This is a genomic window from Limosilactobacillus panis DSM 6035, assembly GCF_001435935.1.
Classification (GTDB): domain Bacteria; phylum Bacillota; class Bacilli; order Lactobacillales; family Lactobacillaceae; genus Limosilactobacillus; species Limosilactobacillus panis.
This window is the reverse complement of the sequence record NZ_AZGM01000022.1, coordinates 1-21,241: the sequence shown is the minus strand read 5'-3', so window position 1 is coordinate 21,241 and position 21,241 is coordinate 1. Positions and strand designations below refer to the sequence as shown.

Below are 21,241 nucleotides of genomic sequence, written 5' to 3'. Positions count from 1 at the left end.
GGAGGGATAAAATGGCAAAAAGATCCCAACAAAAGAATAATGACAACTTGATTGCCCAAAATAAAAAGGCCCGTCACGACTATTTTGTGACGGACACGGTTGAGGCAGGGCTGGTGCTGACCGGGACGGAGATTAAGTCTGTCCGGGCCCACCGAGTTAACCTCAAGGATGGCTTTGCCCAGATAAAAAACGGCGAGGCCTGGTTGATGAATGTTCATATTAGTGAATACGACAACGGGAACATCTTTAACCAAGACCCGCTCCGTAACCGGAAGCTCCTTCTTCATAAGAAAGAGATTCACCGCCTAATGGGGGCGCTACAGGACAAGGGGGTCACCCTGATCCCCCTCAAGATGTACATCAAGCATGGCTATGCCAAGGTCTTGATGGGCGTTGCCAAAGGTAAGCACCAATATGATAAGCGGGAAGCAATTAAACGCCGTGAGCAAAACCGTGAGATTGAACGGGTAATGAAGCACTACTAAAATGAAAACCGTCTTCAAGGACTGACCAAAAAAAGCCGGTCAGGATTGAAGACGGTTCTTTTATTAAACTTTTAGTTCTTCGAATATTACACAGTAATCGCGGAAAAACCAAATAGGCTTGCTCTGCGTCGAAGCGTGCTCCTAGTGTCTAGCGCCGCGAAGCAAGTCCATTGATTATGGACAATCATTGGCCCGTTCCGTGCCAATGATTGTCCTATACTAGCCAAAGGCGCACTCTGATGCTTTTTTCCCAGCTTCTGAGTATTATGAACTTATTTAAGCCGGTACCCCATCCCAAAACTATCGGAGAGGGATCGGTTTTTGAATTGGACCTTATTGACGTCAAACTGACCGCCACGGGCCCAGTGGTCGAGGACACTGGCAACCAGGATGGCCAGGGGCTCATCTTCTTTCCTCGTGACCCGGAGCTCGTGGCAATAGGAACCGGAAAATTGGACCGGCTTAAAGGCAAAGACCAGTTTACCGGCGCCAAAGACCCGGTAACGGTTACTCAGGGGGGACCCGACGATAATCCAATTAAGTCCCCGGATATAAACAACCTGACGGACAAAACCGAAGGACTTACCAACGGTCCCCACCCGCTGGCGGTGCTCGTACAGGCCAAACTTTGGCAAGAGGCCAAGGGAAAGCTGCTTGACCTCCGCCAGTAACTCACCATTAATGGCGTATAACGACAAAACGTCGTGGTGCATTCCCCACTTACCGGCCAGGAGGTAACAGGACCGTCCCTGGTCATCACGAACTACCGTTGTCCCGTGCAAGTCGGTTGAATGATCACGAAGGTACAACTTACGCACGAACTCACCACCATCCTCAATTAGTTATTAAACCTATTTTACCAGTTTGCCCAATAAATGCCTAATAATCTAATTACAAAAAAAGCGTTTCCAATAGCACTGTTACCACCTATTTAGATATGATAGAATAAAAGACGAGGTGCATAATACTGATGAGACAATTAATCCACAATGACTGGTGGCCAGTCCTTGAGCCCCAGTTCGAAAGTTCATACTATTCACAGCTTCATGACTTCTTAAAGGAGGAGTACACCCACCGGACAATTTATCCGGAAATGCATCATATCTTTGAGGCGTTTGAGTGGACTCCCTTTAGTAAGGTGAAGGTGGTTATTCTGGGGCAGGACCCTTACCATGGCCCCCACCAGGCACACGGATGCAGTTTCTCAGTATTACCAGGAGTGGCGGTTCCACCATCTTTGCAAAATATCTATAAGGAATTGCAGAGTGATGTGGGTTTTAAGCCCGTGAACCATGGCTACCTAAAGCACTGGGCTGACCAGGGCGTTCTCCTGCTTAACTCGGTTTTGACCGTGCGGGCGGGACAGGCCTTTTCTCACCGGGGACACGGCTGGGAAAAGCTGACGGATGCGGCAATCCATGCATTGTCTGAGCGCCCGAAGCCCGTGGTGTTTATCCTGTGGGGGCGGGCAGCCCGGGACAAGAAGAAGCTGATTAACACGAATACCAATATTATTCTCGAATCAGCCCACCCAAGTCCGCTGTCTGCTAACCGTGGTTTCTTTGGCTCACGGCCGTTTTCAAAGACCAACGAAGCACTTCGCGCAATGGGAGAACAGCCAATTGATTGGCAGCTGCCGGAAAATCCGGTGGCGGATGAAGGGACAACTAATCAGTTGCCAAAAAATGCTTAAGGATCAATTGAGGAGGTACTTGCATAATGGAATTATTTGATGAAATTGCTGCCAAGGTTAAGGGACAAAACAAGACGATTGTGTTCCCAGAAGGTGAAGACAAGCGGGTCCTCGGTGCTGCTGTTCGTCTGCAAAACGACGGCTTGATCAAGCCAATCCTGCTTGGTAAGCGGGCAGACATTGAAAAGACCGCCAAGGACAACGGCTGGGACATTTCTGCTTTAAGCATTCTGGGCCCCGCTGAATACCCCGAAGAAGACAAGAAGGCAATGTTTGATGCACTGCTTGAACGGCGGAAGGGCAAGAACACTCCTGAACAAGTTACGGAAATGCTCAAGGACGTTTCGTACTTCGGGACCATGCTCGTTTATATGGGTAAGGCTGACGGGATGGTATCTGGTGCCGTTCACTCCACTGGTTCAACAGTCCGTCCAGCTTTACAAATTGTTAAGACCAAGCCTGGTGCCCACCGGATTAGTGGGGCCTTCCTGATGATCAAGGGCGACCAGCGTTACATCTTTGCTGACTGTGCCATCAACATTGAACTGGATGCCCCGACCATGGCCGAAGTCGCTGTGCAAAGTGCTGATACTGCTAAGCTCTTTGGCATTGACCCTAAGGTTGCCCTGCTGAGTTTCTCCACGAAGGGCTCTGCTAAGGGTGACATGGTCACTAAGGTTGCCGAGGCAACGAAGAAGGTTCACAAAATGGCACCGGACCTGCCGGCTGATGGTGAACTTCAATTTGATGCGGCCTTTGTTCCCGAAGTTGGTGAACTGAAGGCCCCAGACTCTAAGGTTGCTGGTCACGCCAATGTCTTCGTATTCCCAAGCCTGGAAGCTGGTAACATCGGCTACAAGATTGCCCAACGGTTTGGTGGCTTCACGGCAGTGGGCCCAATTCTGCAAGGCCTGAACGCCCCAATCGCGGACCTTTCACGGGGATGCAACGAAGACGACGTTTACGACGTTGCCTTGATTACCGCTGCACGGGCATAAAATCGTCACGGCGCACGTGCTAGCGTTGAAAATTTAAAAGTAAAGCTGGGTTGGCTGAACACGTCAATCCAGCTTTTGTTTTCCAGTCGCTGATAAGCTACAATAATAAACAGCAATAATGAAAATGAGGTGATCCTGGTGGAAGAGAAAGTAAAGATGGATAGTCGGGAGGCAACCATCACCCTGGGCGAAAAGATTGGTCAAAAGCTCCAGGCCGGTGATGTCCTGGTCCTGGATGGTGACCTCGGCGCGGGGAAGACGACCTTTACTAAGGGCTTAGCGAAGGGACTCGACATTCCGGACATTATCAAGAGCCCGACCTTTACGATTATTCACGAATACCACGATGGGCGATTGCCACTATACCACATGGATGCGTACCGTCTCGAGAACGGGGGTGCAGAGGACCTGGGCCTTGAGGAATACTTCGATAGCGACGGCGTAAGCGTGGTTGAGTGGGCCGAATTTGTGGAAGATGAACTGCCGGATGACTTCTTGGCCATCCACTTCCGGCGGACTGATGATGAAAACAAGCGGGTCCTGGAATTTGAACCCCATGGTGACCACTTTGTGCAAATGGTTAAGGACGTGGTGGCCTAAATGGACGCGGTCACAATTAAGCTGGCGGGCCCGGAAGACGCTGCCAAGGTCCTGGCCTTTTTGCGGCAGGCAGCTACGGAAAGTAACGCCGTCCAGGTTCCCCACTTGCTGGACGTAAGCTTGGAACAAGAAGCCGAGAACATCAAGACAATCAACCAGTTCGACGACTGTGTAGTGATGCTGGCGATACTCGGGGATGAACCAGTGGGCATCATTACCGTTATGATGCTCGCTGACCATCCCGAAGTGGGCGAACTGGGCGTGGTCGTCGAAAAAAAGTACTGGCGAAATGGTATTGGTCAGCTACTCGTCGACGAGGCTGAGTACTGGTTCGAAAACTATAGCAGCCTAAAGAAGCTCGTTTTGTCGGTTTTCGCAGATAATTCACCAGCAATTGCCCTTTACAAGAAGCTACACTTCAAAGAAACGGGAACGGCGGTAGAAGATGGCCGTCCCGCCCTCGTGATGGAGTACCAGCCAGAAGAGTAAAAAAGACGCACCTGACTTTTTGAAATATCAGGTGCGTCTTTCTATTATTTCTTATTGAACATCTGCTTGATATTGCGCCAGAGTGACCCCCGTTGTTGGAAGTCACCCACTGGTTGGGTAACCTCAACGCAGCCGATGTACTGACCATCGTCATTGTGGAGGGCATAGAAGGCAATGCTGACCGGTTGCTGGTGGTAGTTGATTAGGATTTTGATCGAATCACGGGTGCCACCGTGCATCTCAGCAAGAACCTGTTTGACCCGTTTTTGGCTGTGCCCCGGGTGGACATTCAAAACGTGCTTGCCGAGGTCCTTATCAGTTCGCTTGAATAACCGGTGGTGGTTTGCCGATGACCAGCGAATGATGTCGTCTTTGTCAATGAAGTCGAATTCAACGGGAATGGTAGCAAAAATGGCGTTCAGCTCGTCTAAAGAAAGCTGACCACCGTGAAGGTTAACACTAGGCATAATAAGATTCTCCTAACCGATAAGTTTGATAAAGGGTCTAAGCTGTTGGGGGCTAAAGTGGTGACCCTGGTAGAGCAGAATATTGGCACAGGCCTGGGCATCGTCTAAGGCGTTGTGGTGATGATGAAGGTCGATACTGAGGGCGTCGCACACTGTGTTGAGTTTATAGTTGCTTAGCCCCGGGATTAAGCGCCGACTTGTGGTCAGCGTGTCCAGAGTTTGATAAGCCGGTGGCTGGATGCCATAGTGCTCCAGAGTGCTTTTTAACACACTGTTGTCAAAGCGGTTATTGTGGGCAATGACCAGTTTGTCAGGGGTGAAGAATTCCTTGATGTGATCCCAGACGGCGGGAAACGAGGGGGCGTCGGCAACGTCACGCTCATGGATCCCGTGGACCTGGATGTTGCGCCAGAAGAAGTCCGTGTGGGGGTTAATTAAGGAATAAAATTCGTCGACGATTTGGTCGTTGCGGACGATTGAAAGGGCCAGAGAACAGGCGCTGTACCGCTTACCGCTAGCGGTTTCAAAATCCATGGCAACAAAGTTCATTTAAACACCGTCCTAATCTGTTTGATGATACCTATAATTGTACAAACGGTCACCGGCTTTTGCAATTAAATGCTACAATACTATAGGAAGTTGAAGAGAAATAATCAGAAAATGAGGAATAACGAAATGGCTAATTTAATGAATGAGTTTCCTAGTATCGAAATCAAGCAAGACGAACCATTGATGTACTATACCTACACGCATACCGGCGGACCTGCTGACTGGCTCGCCTTCCCAAAGAATGTGGACGAGGTCAAGCAACTGGTTGACTATGCCCGTACTCACCAGGTCCCCTTGACCGTCCTGGGCAACGCCAGCAACCTGATTGTTAAAGACGGCGGAATTGAAGGGCTTGTCCTGATCTTGACGAAGATGGATGCAATCACCGTTGACCACAACGAGGTAACCGCTCAGGCGGGGGCCGCATACATCAAGACAACTGAGGTTGCCCGTGACCACAGCCTGACGGGTCTTGAATTCGCAGCGGGAATTCCCGGCAGCGTTGGTGGGGCAATCTTTATGAACGCCGGTGCCTATGGTGGCGAAACGAAGATGGTGGCGTCTTCGGCAACGGTGCTTTTTCCAGATGGGACAATCAAAAAAATGAGTAACCAGGAACTGGACTTTGGGTACCGTCACAGTAGTATTCAGGATTCCCACGGGATTGTCCTGGATGCTACCTTCACCCTCCAAGCCGGTGTCCATGACGAAATTGCCGCCAAGATGAAGGAGTTGAATGACCGCCGGACCGCTAAACAGCCCCTTGACTTACCATCCTGCGGTAGTGTCTTCAAGCGTCCCCAGGGGTACTTTGCTGGTAAACTGATTCACGACGCGGGCTTGCAAGGTTACACTGCCGGTGGCGCCCAGGTCTCTAAGAAGCACGCCGGCTTCATCGTCAACATTGACCACGGGACGGCGGCGGATTACGTTGCGGTAATCCACCACGTTCAGGCAACCGTCAAGAAGAAGTATGGCGTTGCCCTGCAGACGGAAGTCCGAATTATCGGCCGTAACTAGAAATTGTGGGAAAGGGATGTGAATCTCTTTCCCACAATTTTATAAAATTATCAAAACGTTTTACTTATTGTTGCAATAAGCTTTGTAATCGTTTTTGTCGTATGGTATCATAGAATAAATCAAGAGAATCTTACAGATAAAGGAGAATGAAAATGGCGAATAAGGTAGTAGTTTTAGGAAGTATTAACGTTGATACCACTTACCACGTTGAACGTTTCCCGCAACCAGGCGAGACGATCTCGGCAAAGAGCAAAAGTTCTGCACCTGGTGGTAAGGGTGCTAACCAAGCCGTTGCGGCTGTTCGCTCGGGTGCACAGACATCCTTTGTTGGTGCGGTTGGTTCCGATAACGAAGGCTCATACATGCTAGAAGCCCTCAAAGAAAACAACATTGATGTCCACCACATCATGGTCGACAAATACCATGGTACGGGAACCGCTGCTATTACGCTGGATGCTAATGGCCAGAACGACATTATGATTTACGGGGGTGCCAACCAGGCGATGACCACCGATGTTCTGGCGGGCATTGAAGATGTTTTGGATGGTGCTGACTTCTTGATCAGTCAGTTTGAAACTCCTCAAGAGGTTACTCTGGCGGCCTTTAAGTTGGCTAAAGAACACGGGGTTACCACAATCTTGAACCCGGCACCGGCCCATGACATCATTCCTGAATTGCTTTCTTATACGGACGTGATTGCCCCAAACGAAAGCGAATGTGCCCTGTTAACGGGGATTGAAGTTGCGGACGAAGAATCAATGCTGAAGAGTGCGGAGTACTTCCAGAAGCGGGGCGTTAAGCACCTATTGATCACGCTTGGTTCGCGGGGCGTCTTCTACGCTACGCCAGAAGGTCACGGCCTTGTTCCAGCATTTAAGGTCAAGGCGGTTGACACCACCGCAGCTGGTGACACCTTTATTGGGGCCCTCAGTTCCCAACTAAAGGATGACCTGAGTAATGTTGCCGATGCCCTGGTATACGCACAGCGGGCATCTAGCCTGACGGTTCAACAGATGGGGGCAATGCCTTCAATTCCAACAGCCGACAAGGTTAAAGCGGCCTTAGCAGAAAAATAATAATAAAAAACGACCACTGGTATTCGTTTTTGCGAAAGCCAGTGGTCGTTTTTTAATCTTTAGGAAGACGTTGGACCCAGTTTAGAAGCCCATAGATAATAAGCTGCATGACCGTTAACATGATGGTGAATTCTAGCATTGGCTTGGACCAGATACCGAGGAGCTGACGAATAAACCACGAGGGGGTAAAGAGCAGGTAGAGGGAGTGCAGGCGAAGGAAACGCCCAATATAAATTCCCACGCTGGAGGTAAAGCAAAAGAAGAGCATCCACCAGGCTTGCAGTTGCGGATGGTGCGGACTGGTCAGCCGGGTCAACTGGGCAGCGGTATTTTGCAGGCTAATGGTTCCCAGAATGAGGCATGAGAAGGCACAAACAATCATTAGAACAAAGATTAGCCAGATGTGGGGATCACTCTTGAGGATGCCGTTAATGCTGGTATGGGGCCGGAGCCAGGAAAGGTGGAAGAGGTCTGTGCTGACGTACGGGGCGTTTGGGTAAAAAATTACCCACAGGACGAGGGTAACCCAAAAGGCCAGGGCCCGGCGGTCATTAAAGCGCCGCATCTGAAAGCCAGACTCAATCGGTAGGTAGCCGAGGAAGGTGTTAAAGGCCATGAAGTTATACGGTGGCTTAACCGTTAGCCATAGGTAGGCAATTAGTACCAGAAAGAAGATACGTACTTTCCACTGAAAAGAAATCCGTTGCAAAATACAGCCTCCTTGATTTAGTCAATACTACTAGCATACCAGACTTTTACCGGTGAAAATGATATAATATGAACGTGAATTTGGAGGATGGTGAATGCTATGCAGTTTATTGCTTCGCTTCTGACGTGGCAGAACTTGATCCACCTCATCGATATCCTTGTCATCTGGTTTTTGATTTACGAGTTGCTAATCTTGATTCGCGGGACACGGGCCGTGCAGCTTTTCCGTGGAATTCTGATCATCATCTTGGTCAAGGTCATCAGTTGGTACTTTGGCTTAAGTACCGTTTCGTGGTTGATGGACCAGGTAATCAACTGGGGAGTAATCGCAATCGTGGTTATCTTCCAGCCAGAAATTCGGCGGGGACTGGAACACCTTGGGCGTGGTTCATTCTTTACGGCTCATCAAACAGCGAATGAGACTGAAGAGGAAATGATCAAGCAACTTGATCAGGCAATCCAATACATGTCAAAGCGTCGGATCGGGGCCCTGATCAGTATTCAAATGAATACGGGCCTCGAAGAGTACATTGAAACCGGGATTCCAATGGATGCGGACATTTCCGGGGCGCTTTTGATCAATACCTTTATCCCCAACACGCCACTGCACGATGGGGCGGTTATCATTAAGGATAACCGGATTGCGGTGGCTGCTGCCTACCTACCGTTGTCGGATAGTAAGCTGATCCCCAAGGAATTGGGGACCCGGCACCGGGCAGCGGTCGGGATCAGTGAAGTTACGGACGCCCTGACGATCGTTATCTCAGAAGAAACTGGTGAGGTTTCCATCACCAAGGATAACGAGTTGATCCGCAATATGTCCCAGAGTGATTACCTGAAATTCTTGCGGGCCCAGCTTTACAAGAAGGTTCCCCAAGATAGCGGAAACCTGCTGACTAAGTTGTTCAGCTTACTTGGTCGCAACGGAGGTGGTCGTCATGAACAAAAATAACGACGGTTTTTTCAGCCGTAAGTGGGTACTACGGTTAACGGCCTTGGTCCTGGCAATCTTTCTCTTCGTGTACGTCAACGGCAGCAAGAATGGTTTTTTACGTCAGAATACCCGGGACAGTAACCGCAATAGTGCCCTGATGTCCAACAAGTCGGCGACAATTGAGATGCCACTCAACATTACCGTGGACAATGCGAAGTACGTCGTCACCGGTTATCCCCAAACGGTCAAGGTGCGGGTCAATGGACCATCGGCCTTAGTGACCACTACTAACAATACCCAGAACTTCCGAGCCTACCTGGACCTGAGTAAACTTGCGCCCGGAACCCACCGGGTAAAGGTCAAGACCAGTGGCCTTAATTCCGAGCTGCGCGCCACAACCAAGCCACAGTACATTAACGTCAACATTCAGCCGCGGCGGACCATTAGTATGCGGGTTAGTGTCCGGCTGAATTCACGGACATTAGACAATGGCTACACGATTGGCCGGCCACGGCTGGATACGGATGTTGTCCAGGTCACCGGCTCAAGAGAAGAGGTTGACCGGGTCAGCCGGGTAGTGGCCTTTGTCGCTATTCCAAGTGACGCTAAGAATGACCTGCAACGGCAAGTAACCTTACAGGCACTGGATAAGAATGGCCAGACTCTGAACGTGGTTATTACACCGAAGACAACAAACGTGACGATCCCGATTAGCCGGAGTAGTGATAATTCCAGCAGCTCCAGTAGTGAAGATTCTAGCAGTTCTTCCTCGAGCAGGAATCAGGATAGTAACGACATAACGAATAGCACGACGAAAGAAAGTAGTACAAGTTCTACTAATAATTAATTGAAGGAGAAGAACAATGAAATTAAAGTATTTTGGTACAGATGGTGTCCGTGGGGTCGCAAACCAAGATCTAAGTCCGGAACTGGCCTTTTGTGTTGGCCGGGCCGGTGGTTACGTCTTAACCCGGCATTCTGAACGCAAGCAGCCGCAGGTCCTGGTATCTCGTGACACCCGGATCTCCGGTGAAATGTTGGAAAATGCCCTGGTAGCTGGCCTTCTTTCCGTGGGAATTGAAGTCCTCCGCTTAGGGGTCGTTACCACTCCGGGAGTTGCCTACCTGGTCCGGGCCCAAGATGCCGATGCCGGGGTCATGATCACGGCCAGTCACAACCCAATTAAGTACAACGGAATCAAGTACTTTGGTGGGGACGGCTTCAAGTTGTCTGACGACCTTGAATATGAGATTGAACAATTGTTAGACGCGGATGAGGATACCCTGCCGCGGCCATCCGATAAAGGCCTGGGAATGGTTACCGATTACCACGAGGGGGCTTTGAAGTACACCTCCTTCCTGGAGCAAACCGTTTCAACCGACTTGAGTGGCTTAAAGGTCGTTGTTGACGCTGCTAACGGGGCCACGAGCGGCTTTGTTTCCAACCTCTTTGCGGACATGAACGTTGACTTTGTGCCAATCAATGACCAGCCAGATGGGTTGAACACCAACCTTGAATGTGGGTCAACCCACTCCGCTGGACTCCAGAAGGCGGTTGTTGAAAACGGTGCTGACCTCGGGGTGGCCTTCGACGGTGACGGTGACCGTTGCATCGCGGTTGACGCTGACGGTAACATTGTCGATGGTGATAAGATCATGTACATCTGTGGGAAGTACATGGATAACAAGGGCACCCTGAAGAAGGATACCGTGGTAACGACCGTCATGAGTAACCTGGGGATGTACAAGGCCTTAGAAGCTCACGGGATGACGAGTGTTAAGACCAAGGTTGGTGACCGTTACGTTGTCGAAGAGATGCTGAAGAACGGTTATAACCTTGGTGGTGAACAATCCGGTCACATTATCTTCCTCGACCATAACACCACTGGTGACGGAATGCTGACCGCCTTGCAATTGCTGTCCGTGGTCAAGGAAACCGGTAAGACTCTGGCCGAATTGGCTAGCGATGTCACTACCTACCCACAGGAACTGTTGAACATCAAGGTTGCTGACAAGGCAGCAGCAATGGAAAACGCGGACCTTAAGAAGGTCATTAAAGAGGTCGAAGACGAGATGGCTGGTAACGGTCGTGTTCTTGTCCGGCCAAGTGGGACGGAACCACTTCTCCGGATTATGGCCGAGGCCCCAACTAAGGAACTGGTTCACCAGTATGTTGAAAAGATTGGTGACGTTGCCCGGGCAGAACTAGAAGTTAAATAATTAAACTGTGCATTCGAGCGCGCTCCGGATGACTAATTGAAGACAATCATTGGTACGAATATATTGTTGATTGTCCGTAACTAGCCACCAGGGGCGCGCTTTTTCTTAAAAACGATGGTGTAATATGCGCAACCCAGGAAAGTCGTTATGTTTTTGGCAATACCTATACCAATCGAGTGCAACCGATTGACAATCAATTTGAAAACCTGTACTATACAATACAGTTAGCCAAGAAACTAACGATTTTAAAGTTATCTATACCAATTTAAATGAAACTTAAATAAAAAAGGATGGAATAAATTATGTGTGGAATTGTTGGAGTTACCGGTACTGACCAGAGTTTGTCAATCTTAATTGAGGGGATTAAGCGGCTGGAATACCGGGGCTATGACTCAGCAGGGGTTTATTTAAATGACCAACAGGGGCATGACTACCTCGTGAAGCGCCCGGGACGGATCAGTAACCTGGAAGCAGCCTTAACGGACGACGTTCACGGTCTTTCCGGGATTGGTCACACCCGTTGGGCAACTCATGGGGAACCAAGCGAGGCCAATGCACACCCGCAATACTCCCAAGACGACCGCTTCTACCTGGTTCACAACGGGGTTATTGAAAACTATGCCCAACTGAAAAAGGAATACCTGGCAGGGGTTCACTTTACTAGCCAAACCGATACTGAGGTAATTGTTCAGTTGGTTGATAAGTTTGTCGTTGAAAATAAGATGTCAACTGAAGGAGCCCTTTTAAAGGTGCTGCGCTTAATCAGCCCTGATTCTTCCTACGCCTTCGTAATGATTGACCGAGAACAACCGGACACCCTGTACGTTGCCAAGAATAAGTCACCACTGTTGGTTGGCCTGGCAGACGGCTACAACATGGTGGGATCCGATGCGATGTCCATGATTAAGCAGACGAACACCTTCATGGAAATCGATGACCATGAACTGGTAATCGTTAAGCCCGACCACGTCACCATTAAGGACTTTGACGGCAACGAAAAGCACCGTAAGTCGTTTAAGGTTGATATGGATGAAAACGCCGCTGACAAGGGAACTTACCCATACTATATGCTGAAGGAAATCGATGAACAACCGGCAGTAATGCGGAAGCTGGTTCAAAAGTACTTCGGTAAGGATGGACAACCGCAAATTGACGAAAAGCTGTTGAAGTCAATGGCCGATGCTGATCACTTATACATTGTCGGGGCCGGAACTAGTTACCACGCCGGCTTAGTTGGTGCCCGGATCTTTGAACGGCTCTGTGGGGTTCCAACCAGTGTGCACATTTCTTCAGAGTTTGCCTACGAACAGCCACTGCTGTCCAAGAAGCCATTCTTTATTTTCCTGAGCCAGAGTGGTGAAACCGCTGATAGTCGGCAGGTACTGGTAAACGTGAATAAGAATAACTGGCCAAGCCTGACGATTACTAACGTCGATAAGTCGACCCTTTCGCGTGAAGCAACATTCACCGAATTGCTGTATGCTGGTCCGGAAATTGCTGTGGCCTCAACGAAGGCTTACACGGCCCAAATCGCCGTTGAAGCAATTCTGGCCAAGGCCTTGGGTGAATACCTGGGCAAGCAGCCCGCCAAGGACTTTGACGTTAAGCACCAACTCGGGTTAGTTGCTAACGGGATGCAAGCCATCACCGATAGTAAGAAGAAGATTGAAGAAGTGGCCGCACGTTACCTTTCTAAGCCACGGAACGCCTTCTATATCGGGCGGGGAATTGACTGGAGTGTTTCCTTGGAAGCAGCGTTGAAGCTGAAGGAAATTTCCTATGTCCAAGCAGAAGGCTTCGCATCCGGTGAACTGAAGCACGGGACGATTGCCCTGATAGAAAAGAATACACCGGTCATCGGCATCATTACCCAGGACCGGACAGCTGGTTTGACCCGGAGTAACCTGGACGAAACCAAGGCCCGGGGGGCAAGTACGATTACCATCGTTTCCCGGCACCTGGCCCAAGAAGACGACACAATCGTCTTGGCTGATGTTGACGAATACTTGACACCACTGCTCAGTGTAATACCGGCCCAACTGCTGGCCTACTACACTAGTCTGGGGAAGGGCCTGGATGTTGATAAGCCACGGAACCTCGCTAAGTCAGTTACTGTTCAATAAAACCAATTGCCGCAATGGTCATCGTTGACCGTTGCGGCTTTTTTAATTCTAAAAATTGACATTTTTTAGAATTTTGTATTGACTTCCGTTGGTGAAACCGCTATCATAATAGTTGCAAGGTATTAAGTATTTACCTTCTAATCAATTCTCTTTCTCTCTTATGCCAATCACCGTCATCGCGACGGTGATTTTTTTGTTTTGAATCGGTATAATTAATTAGGTAAGAAGGGGGAAACGTACTTTGGAAAAGCAACACGAAGTTTTAACACTAATTGAAGAGATTACCAGAAACGACGGGAGCACCTACTATGAGATTGGTAACATGGTCCATAATGGACGGGCCGAATTGGCAGCGGAACGCGGCTTCATTAAGGAGGTCCGCATCCTCCAATTAAATATTCCCCATTCACGTAACGTCTCCAAGTACGAGGACTACATCAACAGTCACTACAAGATGCAGGACGAGTCGATGGACCACTGGGAAGAATGGAAACGGACACCCGAGATGGACAAGGTGGTCGCTGATATTTTGAAAGAAAACCATATTGGTTAAGACGACTGACACAGTTTTAATTGGGCACCAGCGGTGGTGAAAGTAAGTCCGGTGTTCTCAAATTAGCGAATAAAGCTGGAAAAGAGAAAATTTTTCGCCTTTTCCGGCCTTATTTTTTGTGAAAGGGCTATACACCAGGCATTTCAGCCAGTATAATTTTATGAGGATTACAAAAAGTGGAGGTTGTTGAAATGAGATCAGCTAGGCGTAGACAGCGTCAATATATTACTGGCATTGATGGTCTACGTACGTTGGCGGTATTGGGGGTCATTGTTTACCACCTTTTACCAAATGTACTGCAAGGGGGCTACTTGGGGGTTCCCCTTTTTCTGTTGATATCCGGTTACTTTGTTACTTATCAGATATCCAAGCACCTAATGCAAGACGGTTTCTTTGATATTCGGGCATTCTATAAGCGCCGGTTTAAGCGCCTTTACCCAGTCCTAATTGCAATGCTGGTTTTGACAACAGCGTATATTACCCTGTTTGCCCGGCCGCTTTTGCACCACATTAAGGCAATTGTCCTTACTAACCTGCTATGGGTCTATAACTGGTGGGAAATAAAAAATGGCCAGTCCTATTTTGACCAATTTGGTGGCATTTCGCCGTTCACCCACCTGTGGACCTTGGGGGTAGAAGCCCAGTTCTACTTACTGTGGCCGCTAATTTTAATCCTGCTTTTCCGTATTCTGGGAAAGAAGAAGCGGGTGGCCCGCGTGGTCCTCTTATTGGCAATTGCCTCGGCGGTAGAAATGGCCCTCCTCTATGACCCGGCAAATATCAACCGGGTTTACTATGGGACCGATACCCGGGCTTTTTCCCTCCTGTTGGGTTCTTGGCTGGGCCTGACCTGGCCACTCAACCGCCTGCGTAAAAATCTGATCCAGCCTGACATAAACCTGCTGAATGGGTTAGGAATTGCTTCAATTATCATCACCATCATCGGATTCTTCACTTTGAATGGGCAGAATCCGGCGACCTACCGTGGGGGAATGTTTTTCTACAGCTTCGTTGGTATGATCACCACGGCAATGATTTTGCACCCGGGAGCCAGCATGAATCGGTGGATGACCAACCCAGTATTCACCTGGGTCGGCAAGCGGTCCTACGGGATTTACGTTTACCAGTACCCGGTAATGGCCTTTTATGAACGGGCAATACATGTTGGTATCCACCCGGTCATCAATTCACTGATTGAACTGGTGATTATCGGGATCGTTAGTGAGCTTTCCTACCAACTTTTGGAAAAGCCACTGGCTCACTATGATTGGACAAATATTAGACAAGACTTACATAGTATTAAGACAATTTCACTTCAGGGAGGAATTAAAATGGCCTTTAGTGTTATCGCATTGGGAATTGCCCTCTTCGGCTTGAGTCAACCAGACCACAAGCCTGCTAAGCCGGCGGTCCAGGCCCGGATTGAACGTAACCACCAGCTAGCTGCTCAACATAATAAGCAGCTTGCGGAGGGAAAGAAGACGTCAACGGAGAAGTCCGGCAAACTGGAAAGGGAGTATAACCTAACTGCCCAGCAGGTTAAGGCACTGAAAAATACCAAGGTTACGGCGATCGGTGATTCGGTAATGGCCGATGCCGCCAATAGTATTCAGGAATTGATGCCCCAGGCCTATGTTGATGCTAAAGTTGGCCGCCAGGGTTCAGAAGCGCCGGCGGTCATTAGCCAGTTAAAGTCAGATGGGCACCTGAATAAGAACGTGGTGCTGAACCTGGGAACGAACGGGGCAATGACCAAGGAGACGGTTAACGAGATTCTGTCTGGGATTGGTCCTAACCGCCAGGTCTACTGGCTAACCGCCCACGTGCCAACTAAGCCATGGCAGCAGACCGTTAACCGGGAAATCAAGGCTGCAGCCAAGAAGCATAAGAATGTCCACGTGATTGATTGGTCGGCAGAAAGCAATAACCACGCGGACTGGTTTGCTGACGATAATGTTCACATGGATGAACAGGGGAACATCCACTACACGCGGATGGTTGCCAAGGCAATTTTGAATCACCGGTAAGGAGCGACGGTCGTGGCTGAGGATGAACACTTATTAGACCAGGCAATCGACCTTTACCTAACCGGGTTAAAGGGACTCGGCTCCTTTATCTCTGAGCCCTCGGCAGCTTTTTCCCTGTCCTTTGAGCAATACTTGATTTTACGCAGTATTGTCCACCAGCCGGGAGTAAAGTTGATGGACATTGCAAAAGAACGGGGGGTCACCCGTAGTGCCGTCTCCCGGCAGCTGAAGGTGCTGTTGACAAATCACTACGTTATCCAGAAAAAGGACCCGGCAGACCGGGGGGCTAAATTATTGGACCTCCTTTCCGAATTTAACCAACAGATTGTCCAGGCAAACAAGGAGAAGGATGAATCAAAATGATTAAGATGATTGCATTAGACCTTGATAACACGCTGCTCAACAGCAAGAAGGAAATCTCACCGCGCAATGAGGCGGTCTTGAGGAAGCTCCACCAGCAAGGGATCCACGTTGTCCTGTGCACGGGGCGGCCAATCAACGCTATCTGGCCCTACATCGAGCAGTTGGGGTTAACCGAACCAGATGACTACACGATCACCTTCAACGGGGGCCTGGTAATCAATAACCGGACGAAGGACCACCTGTTTGAAATGGGGATGGACAAGCATGACTTAGCACCATTATTACACTTTGTCAACGCCCACCATATCCCGTTAAATGTTTTGGACTTTGACCAGGTTTTCGAACTGAATGACTTTCCTGGCTCAATCTATCGGTCAGTTCTGAAACATATTAAATTTAGGAACATTAAGGCGGCTCAGCTGCCGGGAGAGACTTTTAGCAAGGCCGTAATGGCAATTTCGCCGGAAAAGCTCACACCAATCATCAAGGAACTTCCGGCCGACCTGAAGAAGCATTATCACGCCGTGCAGTCACAGGCAATGATCATGGAGTTCTTGCCGATTGGGGTTAATAAGGCGGCTGGCCTTAAGGTCCTGCTCAAGCACTTCGGTGACGACTTCAGCAACCTGATGAGCTTTGGGGATGCCGACAACGACCTCGAAATGATTGAAGCGGCCCGGCAGGGAATTGTCATGGCCAATGGTTTGCCGGCAGTCAAGAAGGCCGCCACGGCGATTACCGACTCGAATGATGATGACGGTGTGGCCACGTATTGCGAACGTTTTTTTGCAACACAACTGTAATATAAGCACCAAAAAGATAGTTAAAAAGGCAAAAATCCGTGGAATCTCAAGGATTCTCCGGAATTTTTGACTTTTTTTAGTTGAATTTTGAAGATTTTATGAAAAAGTTAGGGCACCTGAAAAATCCTGTCCTAATGGCTTTTGCCGCTCTTCTTGAAAACGTGGGGGTAGTCAATATTACAATCAAGTAACATTATATTGGCGAAATGGGGGAAAGCGAAAAGAAGCTGTTACAGGCTAGTAATATTCACCGTGTACCATAAGAGCTGTTGAATGAACGAAATAAATCAGAATGATAAAGGATGGTTGTTTAGTTTATGAATACTAAGAAAAACTTTGTAAAAGCTTTTGCTACTCTTGGGGCTGTAGCCTTGGGTGTTACTTCAACAGCAGTTGTTGCAAACGCCGACATGGTTTACACCGTAAAAAGTGGTGATACCCTTTCGAGTATTTCTTACAAGTTCGCCAAGGACAACAGTTTAATTAACGAAATTGCGAAGGACAATAACTTGTCAGATGTTAACCACCTGCAAGTTGGCCAAAAGCTACTGATTAAGGGTGACGGGGAAATCTCGACGATGAATACCCAGAATACGCAGGCTACCCAGACAAATAACACCCAACAAAATAAGGACAACACGACTGGTGACAATACCGCGGACAAGGCTAGTCAATCCAATAACCTTTTCAGTGCTGACCAAGCAGCGAAGGAATGGATTGCCCAACACGAGTCTGGTGGTAGTTACACCGCCCAAAACGGTCGCTACTATGGTCGTTACCAGCTTGACCTGGCTTACCTTGGTGGTGACCTTTCACCACAACACCAAGAAGAAGTTGCTCAACAATACATGCAAAACCGCTACGGCTCATGGCAAGCGGCCCAGGCCCATTGGGAAGCCAATGGTTGGTGGTAATAAATCTTACAAGGATCGTGCGATGGCGCGGTCCTTTTTACTATGCGATTAAGACTAAGTATGATATGATACTTAGTGTAACGGGGATGTTTTTTGGATTCGACAGGTATAGGTCGAGTTTCAACTGCGTTTCGAAGGTTGCGTCTTCGTAAAAACGCTCAGTTTTAAATTATAACTGCAAACAATAATTTAAACGCTTACGCATACGCTGCCTAACAAGTAGCGCGCGTAGATCTACTTCGGGTTCGTCCATGATGCGAATGTAGGTTTTATATGTTAGTGGACTACGCTTCCTGCTCCCGTTTGAAGCAGTAAGAAGAGACCAATCAAACTAGCTAGCCATGGTTGCCCTGATCAACGGCGTTTTGACTAGTGAAACTTAAATAGTTGAGATACGAACGTAGAGGTTGAAATGGCGATATGCTTGGACACGGGTTCGACTCCCGTCATCTCCATAATTGGGGTTTCCGGTGCTTTTATATCAGCGCAAAACGTTGATATTAAAGGCATTTTTCTTTTTCTGGAAACACTGAAAAACGTATTAATTTTGAAAACTGCGACAAAATTGCGACAAACTTTAAGAACTTCTCTCCAGCACGGGGCCGTCTGTTTGGGCGGCTTTTTATTTTTGCTATTCACAATGTTTGCGACAAAATCCCCTTTTAGGGTGTCAGCAATGTAAGCATTAAGCATAGAAAAAGGAACGAACCATATTAGGTCCATTCCCCTTGATTGATGTTTAATTATTCGTCATTGAACCGTCTGGGTAAACATTAACACTTTGAGCGGTGCCCGTCATTGTCCCCTGTGTTGGGTCAATAGCTTTAACGAAATACGAACCATCAGCGTTACGGGCTGGCCGACCAGTGCTTGCATCATACATTACCGTCCAATGGTAATTGCCGTTACCATCGCCATACTTAGCACGAGCAGCGGCGAGTGCTTGATCTGCATTATTTATACTGCCGTTGCTCTGTGAGCTGCCCTGCGCTTGTTGCTGGCCACCGTTACTATTATTACTATTAGATTGAGCGGTAGTCTGCTGACTGCTGTTGCCACCTTGTTGGCTAGTAGTGTTACTACTATTATTAATAGCTTGACTACTACTGGATGATGATTGCTTATCCTTATGGCTGGCCCGGTTAGCTTTCTTATTGTCCTTGTGGTGCTTAACTACCTTAGTGGACGAACTGCTGCTGGCCGCCTTGTGTGACTGTGACGCCAGATTATTACACCCGGCGAGGCTAAGCCCTGCTAGGATAGCGATACAAAATAAACCTATCTTTTTCATTCTGAAATACCCCCAACATAAACATTTACAACTCTATTATGCACCTATTAGGCAAGCTAATCGGAAAGAACTTCCCAAAATCTTCTAAAACGGCCATTATTTTGCTCCATTTGTCTTGCTAAAATGCTGATTTTTCAATAATCAGCAATTAGCAGCCCCCCTACCGTAAAATTTCAAAATTACTGCTTGTAGATAAAACAATGGCAATGTGTGCACTCTTTTTGATAGCAATGAGGGGCGGGGGTTCATGCTAAAATGTTTGTGTATGGTAATTTGTAAAGGTGGCTATGTGAGGGCCGCCTTTTCTTTTGTTTACGTATAGACCCTATTAACGCCAGTGTTAATACCTATTCACACCTTACTAATTTCACCTGGTCAGTGGGGATGAGGTAGTAGGCCATCAATAGTGCCTTACGTTGACGATGATAAAAGTTACCCTCTGTAATACTGTGGTGCTTGGCTGCCAGCTCTGCCAGTGTCCTTTTGGTGCTGTGCTGCCTAATAAACCGTTGATCTAAGATGATGCCGCTGGCCTGGTCGTCTTTGCTGATTGCTTTAATAATGTTCTGCCGCTCTTGTAACTCAAACATGGCTTTAACGTGTTCCCGTTGAGCCTGGGCGGTAGCTCTAGGGTTGTTGTCGTCCAGTCTAAGTGATACTAGCTGCCAGCCCTTGAATTGCTTTAAGTAATCTTTGGCACTATTAGCAGCGGCCTTTTCGTCAATGGTGGGGATGATTGACATGGCATTACCACTCCAATACAATTTAGTAATGCCCGGTAAGGGTAAATAAATTAAACGATATAATGATTTGTTTGATTTATATAGAAGCTGTGTCAGTGGTGCGGCGCTGCTTTTTTGGCCTGTTGTTAATTTCAACGGGTCTTTTTTGTTGCTACCGCTTAATTAAGTATACCAGGACGATAGCAACTATTATTCCGGCTTCAGTAGGCCGTTGCTATCGAAACGTGAAAGACACTGGCCACTAAGCGAATGTCAGGTTTTGTCGGGTTCAACGTAACTACGAACCATATAGCAACGTTAACATTTGTTAACATTCAATTAACTACGAATATCTCCCGCATCTGGTCATTTTAGGCAACCATTTATTACAAGAATTACTGTTGTACCAGTCATTAGGGCATTGCCTGTATGGTTCACATTGTATGGAACATTTATCAAAAAATAATTCCGACATTTTTCTACATTCCAGTAACTACAAATATTCTCGATAATGTCCACTTTTGCCCAGTGCTGTTGGTACTGCATTGCTGCCATATCAACGTTTAGGCAATCCCTAATAGTTGTGAATTGCATGGAACGTTTTTGGGTGTGTTTTGTATGCACTCTATTATTTTGTATGCACCAGACCAATGTTCTTATATGCGGTCGTTACCTTGTTACCGTAATACCCGGCGTAAAAACGATGGTGCTTCTGGTATACGAACCCTAGCAACTCTATGTTGTGCTTGAACTGTCGGTTGCTAAGTGGCGTTAGCTCCTGCTGCTGGCAATATTCTTGGTAATGGTCATATAGGACACGACAAGCGCAATATAACCGCCTGTCTTTCTTCACTTGGTCCGAATACACGAAACTAACTACCGTCTTGTCTGCCTGGTCCTTGTGGCGAGCTCTAAAATGGTAATCCTTTTTGCTCTCTGCCATCCACTGTGCCAGGTTTCGATTATTGAAAACGAATAGAATTGTAATGTTACTTAGAGTTGGAAACGCGATATATCGGCATTTTGGTAGTGTTAAAACTTGGTCAAATCATTAAAAATAACATGTTTGTTTGCCAAAGTGTTTGCCATATGAAGAAAGCATCCAGTGTAAAAGCTGGGTGCTTTTTATAATAAGAAATGAGAAGTTGATCTCCTGAATTATTCATAGTTCATTAAAAGCCCGTCAGTTTTCGTATTTTTTCGAAAA

General features: G+C 47.9%; 22 protein-coding genes and 1 other RNA gene. 17 read left to right on the top strand and 6 right to left on the bottom strand.

Going from position 1 to position 21,241, the window contains the following annotated elements; all coding sequences use genetic code 11:
• The first annotated feature begins 11 nt into the window (after positions 1 to 11).
• The gene (gene smpB / locus FD32_RS01550) at positions 12 to 485 is read left to right on the top strand and encodes an SsrA-binding protein SmpB (protein WP_047769358.1); all 474 of its coding nucleotides are present in this window, start codon (positions 12 to 14) and stop codon (positions 483 to 485) included.
• Positions 486 to 757: 272 nt separating this feature from the next.
• On the opposite strand, the gene FD32_RS01545 is transcribed toward smpB, so the two are convergent.
• Positions 758 to 1,303 carry an LURP-one-related/scramblase family protein gene (locus tag FD32_RS01545; protein WP_047769360.1) on the bottom strand — a complete coding sequence of 182 codons (546 nt, stop codon included), beginning with the start codon at positions 1,301 to 1,303 and terminating at the stop codon, positions 758 to 760.
• A 152-nt stretch (positions 1,304 to 1,455) separates the two neighbouring features.
• On the opposite strand from FD32_RS01545, the gene FD32_RS01540 reads away from it, so the two are divergent.
• The 4 genes from FD32_RS01540 (at position 1,456) to FD32_RS01525 (ending at position 4,265) form a co-directional block, all read left to right on the top strand.
• Positions 1,456 to 2,178, top strand: coding sequence for a uracil-DNA glycosylase (locus tag FD32_RS01540; protein WP_047769361.1), 723 nt, complete (start codon positions 1,456 to 1,458; stop codon positions 2,176 to 2,178).
• A 26-nt stretch (positions 2,179 to 2,204) separates the two neighbouring features.
• Positions 2,205 to 3,176, top strand: a complete 972-nt coding sequence (gene pta / locus FD32_RS01535) for a phosphate acetyltransferase (RefSeq protein WP_047769363.1) — start codon at positions 2,205 to 2,207, stop codon at positions 3,174 to 3,176.
• Positions 3,177 to 3,332: 156 nt separating this feature from the next.
• Entirely contained in the window at positions 3,333 to 3,776 is a 444-nt protein-coding gene (gene tsaE / locus FD32_RS01530; RefSeq protein WP_047769412.1) for a tRNA (adenosine(37)-N6)-threonylcarbamoyltransferase complex ATPase subunit type 1 TsaE, read from the top strand.
• Positions 3,777 to 4,265 (top strand): GNAT family N-acetyltransferase, encoded by a 489-nt coding sequence (locus FD32_RS01525; protein ID WP_047769364.1) that lies wholly within the window; start codon positions 3,777 to 3,779, stop codon positions 4,263 to 4,265.
• Positions 4,266 to 4,309: 44 nt separating this feature from the next.
• On the opposite strand, the gene FD32_RS01520 is transcribed toward FD32_RS01525, so the two are convergent.
• Together FD32_RS01520 and FD32_RS01515 are read right to left on the bottom strand one after the other, a co-directional pair.
• The gene (locus FD32_RS01520) at positions 4,310 to 4,732 is read right to left on the bottom strand and encodes a PAS domain-containing protein (RefSeq protein ID WP_047769367.1); all 423 of its coding nucleotides are present in this window, start codon (positions 4,730 to 4,732) and stop codon (positions 4,310 to 4,312) included.
• A gap of 12 nt (positions 4,733 to 4,744) precedes the next feature.
• Positions 4,745 to 5,281 (bottom strand): 3'-5' exonuclease, encoded by a 537-nt coding sequence (locus FD32_RS01515; RefSeq protein WP_047769368.1) that lies wholly within the window; start codon positions 5,279 to 5,281, stop codon positions 4,745 to 4,747.
• Positions 5,282 to 5,407: 126 nt separating this feature from the next.
• Here FD32_RS01515 and murB point away from each other — a divergent pair, with 126 nt between their 5' ends.
• Together murB and rbsK are read left to right on the top strand one after the other, a co-directional pair.
• On the top strand, positions 5,408 to 6,301 hold the full coding sequence (murB, locus tag FD32_RS01510) for a UDP-N-acetylmuramate dehydrogenase (protein WP_047769370.1): 894 nt from the start codon (positions 5,408 to 5,410) through the stop codon (positions 6,299 to 6,301).
• 152 nt (positions 6,302 to 6,453) lie between these two features.
• A complete protein-coding gene (gene rbsK, locus FD32_RS01505; protein WP_047769372.1) occupies positions 6,454 to 7,377 on the top strand; it encodes a ribokinase in 924 nt (307 codons plus the stop codon).
• 52 nt (positions 7,378 to 7,429) lie between these two features.
• Here rbsK and FD32_RS01500 read toward each other — a convergent pair whose 3' ends face one another.
• Complete coding sequence (locus FD32_RS01500; protein ID WP_053003064.1) at positions 7,430 to 8,086, bottom strand: DUF1361 domain-containing protein; 657 nt, start codon at positions 8,084 to 8,086, stop codon at positions 7,430 to 7,432.
• A 99-nt stretch (positions 8,087 to 8,185) separates the two neighbouring features.
• On the opposite strand from FD32_RS01500, the gene cdaA reads away from it, so the two are divergent.
• The 10 genes from cdaA (at position 8,186) to ssrA (ending at position 18,479) form a co-directional block, all read left to right on the top strand.
• Complete coding sequence (gene cdaA, locus FD32_RS01495; protein ID WP_047769376.1) at positions 8,186 to 9,037, top strand: diadenylate cyclase CdaA; 852 nt, start codon at positions 8,186 to 8,188, stop codon at positions 9,035 to 9,037.
• Positions 9,024 to 9,866: a CdaR family protein gene (locus tag FD32_RS01490; protein WP_047769378.1), complete on the top strand. Its 843-nt coding sequence runs from the start codon at positions 9,024 to 9,026 to the stop codon at positions 9,864 to 9,866. Before cdaA ends, FD32_RS01490 begins: the two co-directional genes overlap by 14 nt.
• Positions 9,867 to 9,882: 16 nt before the next feature.
• Entirely contained in the window at positions 9,883 to 11,238 is a 1,356-nt protein-coding gene (gene glmM, locus FD32_RS01485; protein WP_047769382.1) for a phosphoglucosamine mutase, read from the top strand.
• A 302-nt stretch (positions 11,239 to 11,540) separates the two neighbouring features.
• Positions 11,541 to 13,361 carry a glutamine--fructose-6-phosphate transaminase (isomerizing) gene (gene glmS, locus FD32_RS01480; protein WP_047769384.1) on the top strand — a complete coding sequence of 607 codons (1,821 nt, stop codon included), beginning with the start codon at positions 11,541 to 11,543 and terminating at the stop codon, positions 13,359 to 13,361.
• Between the two features lie 241 nt (positions 13,362 to 13,602).
• On the top strand, positions 13,603 to 13,914 hold the full coding sequence (locus tag FD32_RS01475; protein ID WP_047769386.1) for a hypothetical protein: 312 nt from the start codon (positions 13,603 to 13,605) through the stop codon (positions 13,912 to 13,914).
• Between the two features lie 191 nt (positions 13,915 to 14,105).
• A complete protein-coding gene (locus FD32_RS01470; RefSeq protein ID WP_047769387.1) occupies positions 14,106 to 15,941 on the top strand; it encodes an acyltransferase family protein in 1,836 nt (611 codons plus the stop codon).
• 12 nt (positions 15,942 to 15,953) lie between these two features.
• Positions 15,954 to 16,304 carry a MarR family transcriptional regulator gene (locus FD32_RS01465; RefSeq protein WP_047769389.1) on the top strand — a complete coding sequence of 117 codons (351 nt, stop codon included), beginning with the start codon at positions 15,954 to 15,956 and terminating at the stop codon, positions 16,302 to 16,304.
• Complete coding sequence (locus tag FD32_RS01460) at positions 16,301 to 17,107, top strand: Cof-type HAD-IIB family hydrolase (RefSeq protein WP_047769391.1); 807 nt, start codon at positions 16,301 to 16,303, stop codon at positions 17,105 to 17,107. The genes FD32_RS01465 and FD32_RS01460 overlap by 4 nt, the downstream gene beginning before the upstream one ends.
• Before the next feature lie 317 nt (positions 17,108 to 17,424).
• Positions 17,425 to 18,021 carry an aggregation-promoting factor gene (gene apf / locus FD32_RS01455; protein ID WP_047769393.1) on the top strand — a complete coding sequence of 199 codons (597 nt, stop codon included), beginning with the start codon at positions 17,425 to 17,427 and terminating at the stop codon, positions 18,019 to 18,021.
• A gap of 82 nt (positions 18,022 to 18,103) precedes the next feature.
• Positions 18,104 to 18,479, top strand: a transfer-messenger RNA (tmRNA) gene (ssrA, locus tag FD32_RS09700).
• A gap of 281 nt (positions 18,480 to 18,760) precedes the next feature.
• On the opposite strand, the gene FD32_RS01445 is transcribed toward ssrA, so the two are convergent.
• Complete coding sequence (locus tag FD32_RS01445) at positions 18,761 to 19,312, bottom strand: hypothetical protein (protein ID WP_053003065.1); 552 nt, start codon at positions 19,310 to 19,312, stop codon at positions 18,761 to 18,763.
• A 347-nt stretch (positions 19,313 to 19,659) separates the two neighbouring features.
• Entirely contained in the window at positions 19,660 to 20,055 is a 396-nt protein-coding gene (locus tag FD32_RS01440) for a hypothetical protein (protein WP_047769397.1), read from the bottom strand.
• Positions 20,056 to 21,241: the final 1,186 nt, after the last annotated feature.